This window comes from Pseudoalteromonas sp. SG41-1 (assembly GCF_014164575.1).
Lineage (GTDB): Bacteria > Pseudomonadota > Gammaproteobacteria > Enterobacterales > Alteromonadaceae > Pseudoalteromonas > Pseudoalteromonas rhizosphaerae.
The window spans coordinates 1-3,337 of the sequence record NZ_JACJFL010000094.1 but is presented as its reverse complement, the minus strand read 5'-3'; the positions used below and the strand labels follow the sequence as shown (position 1 = coordinate 3,337).

General features: G+C 41.1%; 3 protein-coding genes and 1 pseudogene. 2 read left to right on the top strand and 2 right to left on the bottom strand.

Annotated features, from left to right (window positions below):
- The first annotated feature begins 116 nt into the window (after positions 1-116).
- Entirely contained in the window at positions 117-932 is an 816-nt protein-coding gene (locus tag H5203_RS22355) for a GyrI-like domain-containing protein (RefSeq protein WP_220495345.1), read from the top strand.
- A gap of 64 nt (positions 933-996) precedes the next feature.
- Here H5203_RS22355 and H5203_RS22350 read toward each other — a convergent pair whose 3' ends face one another.
- Positions 997-1,965, bottom strand: a complete 969-nt coding sequence (locus tag H5203_RS22350) for a TDT family transporter (protein ID WP_182820365.1) — start codon at positions 1,963-1,965, stop codon at positions 997-999.
- A gap of 111 nt (positions 1,966-2,076) precedes the next feature.
- On the opposite strand from H5203_RS22350, the gene H5203_RS22345 reads away from it, so the two are divergent.
- Complete coding sequence (locus tag H5203_RS22345) at positions 2,077-2,955, top strand: LysR family transcriptional regulator (RefSeq protein WP_182820364.1); 879 nt, start codon at positions 2,077-2,079, stop codon at positions 2,953-2,955.
- 42 nt (positions 2,956-2,997) lie between these two features.
- Here H5203_RS22345 and H5203_RS22340 read toward each other — a convergent pair.
- A pseudogene (locus H5203_RS22340) lies at positions 2,998-3,337 on the bottom strand (TonB-dependent receptor); the annotation flags it as partial.

The window sequence follows — 3,337 nt, the reverse complement described above, 5'->3', positions numbered from 1 at the left end:
TTTCACAGGCACATACTCTCATCGTTGTTACTTCTTAAAAGGGACTGCCATTCTTGCAAAGTAACGCCTTGATATTAAGCACCTGTGAAACGCTGAATTCTGCATCTTGAGGTGGCTTGGGTATAAACCATATTGATGAGCCACTTACATTAGATAGTTTAAGTGCCGTTGCCTGTTGTTCTAAATTTCATTTTCATCGTTTATTTATCTCAATAATGGGGGTAAGCGTTACTAAGTACACGCAATTTGCTCGCTTAAAGCGCGCCTCTTATCGGCTTGCTTTTGAGCATCACAAACGCATTATTGATATTGCATTAGAGGCAAGTTTTGAAAGTCCTGAAGCTTTTAGTCGTGCTTTCAAACGTGTTTTTGCTCAATCCCCAACTCAGTTCAGAAGCACACCAAACTGGCCACATTGGCATGCGCAGTTTGACTTTAAAATACCTGAATTAAAGGTTAGTAATATGAAAGTAGAAATTGTTCACTTTGCACCGCAAGCTGTTGCGTTGCTTACCCACAACGGTTCGGCCACTAAGCTTATGGAAACAGCCGCACAGTTTATTAAATGGCGAAAAGAGTCAGGCTTATCACCGGTAAAAACCAGTGATACTTATGGCATCCCTTATAGCGATCCTGCGGTGACTGACGACAACGATTTTCGCTTTGACTTCGCCGGCAGCGTCAAGCAACCAATTAGCGATAATCAATACGGCGTAAAAAATGGTGAGATCCCGGCAGGTCGCTGCGCTTTAGTCAGGCACTTTGGCAGTCATGACACTATCAGCGACACTGTTTATTATCTATATCGTCAATGGTTACCAAACAGTACTGAAGAAGTTAGAGATTTTCCGTGCTTCTTTCATTACTTAAATCTCATTCATGAAGTAGATGAGTGTGATTTAATAACTGATATTTACTTGCCGCTAAAATAATAATTAACCGCAGAGGCAAAACCTCATTATTGCCTCTTCGTTCTGTATTCAAACTATTACAATTTCACACCCTCAAGCCGTTTAAAGCCAAGGAACTAAAATAATGCGTATAACGGATCGCTACATAGCCAACCACAGCGCTTGCTACTAGCAATTCAACTACCGCTAAATGATGTATTTGGTTTATAAACTGTACATCAACATTCATAGTTAGCATCCAATCCGCGAGTTTAAATAACGCCGTAGCACCAATGACCATGGGAAAGGTAAATGCAGCAAACCCAGGGCAAAACCTGCGGCGTAGTAATTTAAAAAATGCCGTATAAATAATTAATGTCATTAGTATGGCAATACCAAATAACCCCCCAATTATCACTGGCGACGGCTGGTTCACTACAGTGAAATACCCCGCCAACGATAAGCTTGCCGGCGCCGCTAATATAGCTAATGTGGGCTGTGCAGCATCAGGAATTTGCTCAGCAAATATTATCCGGTAAATCATTAACGGCAACATAACTGCGTACATTAACATGCTAAAATAAAGTGCTGCTTGTGCTAAAAACAACAGTGCTGGGTTACCCGAGAACGCTACATCGGCAACAATAATACCCACAGGTGGTACAAACCAACTTGGCACCATGTGTTCAATTTTAAATTCACGAACACGATGAATAACAAAGCTCAATAAAAATCCTAAGTGCAATAAAAATGCGCCTACCCAAAGCACATCCCCTGCTAATGGATTAACGTGCCCTAACGAATTAGATACCACCAACGTTGCCATAGCAAAAGTAGGCACAACGCTACCTACAACAGGGTGCGCTAAATCGGCTTTTAGTAATTGCGGGTGCAGTAAAAATTTTAAGCCAAGTATTAATAATAATACGCTCGCAATTGCCGCCCCAGTGTATTGCGCTGCGCCATTTGCATTAAACATGTTTTCCCAAGCCCAACCAAGGCTGGCTATGCCTAATGCTAATCCACCCATTGGGGTAGGTGCGGTTATTACTTTGGCTTTTATATAATTAAACATGTTTATACTCCACACTCATTGTTTATCTTATATAGAAGTTTAACCTTGCATTTTGTTTAGTTAAATCTAATTATATAGAACACATGTTCATAAAAACTAAACATAAACCTCATGAATATTTCTCTTAAACAACTTAAAGTGTTTGTAGGTATTACTCAGCATGCAACACTTACCGCAGCCTCAGAGCGGCTTTATCTATCTAAAGCGGCAGTCAGTATGGCGCTTAGCGAGCTTGAAAAGCAGTTAGGTCACCCACTGTTTGACCGAGTAAATCATCGCTTAATTTTAAATCAAGAAGGGCAAAAATTACTGCCCTTGGCCGATGAATTACTGCACAGAGCAAATGATATTAATACGCTTTTTTCGCCCCAAGCAAAAGCCAGCGGCACCTTAAGAATAGGTGCCAGCGATACCATTGGTAATCATGTGTTGCCCTTTATACTCAGTGGATTTCGCCAACAACAGCAGCATTATTCACAGCAAGTTTTTATTTCAAATTCTGAGCTTATTTGCCAAAAACTGCGCGATTTTGAGCTCGACATTGCACTAATAGAAGGCCAAGCCCAGCAAAGCGACTTAGTCTCAACCGTGTTTAGCCAAGACTCTATGTGTATTATTGCACCGCTATCCCACCCTTTAGCTGCAAAATTACAGCTTAGTTTTAATGATTTAACAAACAGCGAATGGGTATTAAGGGAAGCTGGCTCTGGTTCACGCTCATTCTTTTTACAAAACCTCGCTACGCATATCGATAATTGGAGCCAAAGTTTTGAACTCAACACGACAGAGGCACTGATCAACAGCGTTGCTGAAGGGTTAGGGCTGGGGTGTTTATCGTCACTCGCGGCACAGTACGCTTTACAAGATGGCCGCGTTACGCAGCTTAACTTAAACCACCCCATGCAAAGGCAGTTTTGGTTGGTGATGCATAAAAACAAATACAAAAATCCGTTGTTAACGCAGTTTATAGATTTTTGTGATCAGCTGTAATTTAGCCATGCTAAACATCATGGCTACATTTAGGTAATTTACTTAAAATGCGTAGCTGATACCGGCATTAACCGAGCGACCTTGTCCTGCTAATTGGCTGAAGCCTTCGCTCATATCTGTTTTAAAATCAGCAATACTGACTCCGCCTAACGGCTGTTGATAATACTGATCAAGTAAATTAGTAATTGCTAACTTAACTGTTAGCTTATCCCATGTCGCCTTGGTTGCTAAATTCACTAAGCTATAGTTGGCTGTTAGATTTTCAATACGACGCGGATCTACACGCGTTTTACTATCTACCCACTGCCAGCTTAATGAGTTTTGCCATTTACCGAGTTGTTGCTCAAGGGCTATTTTGCTATGCAGTGGCATTATTTGATAT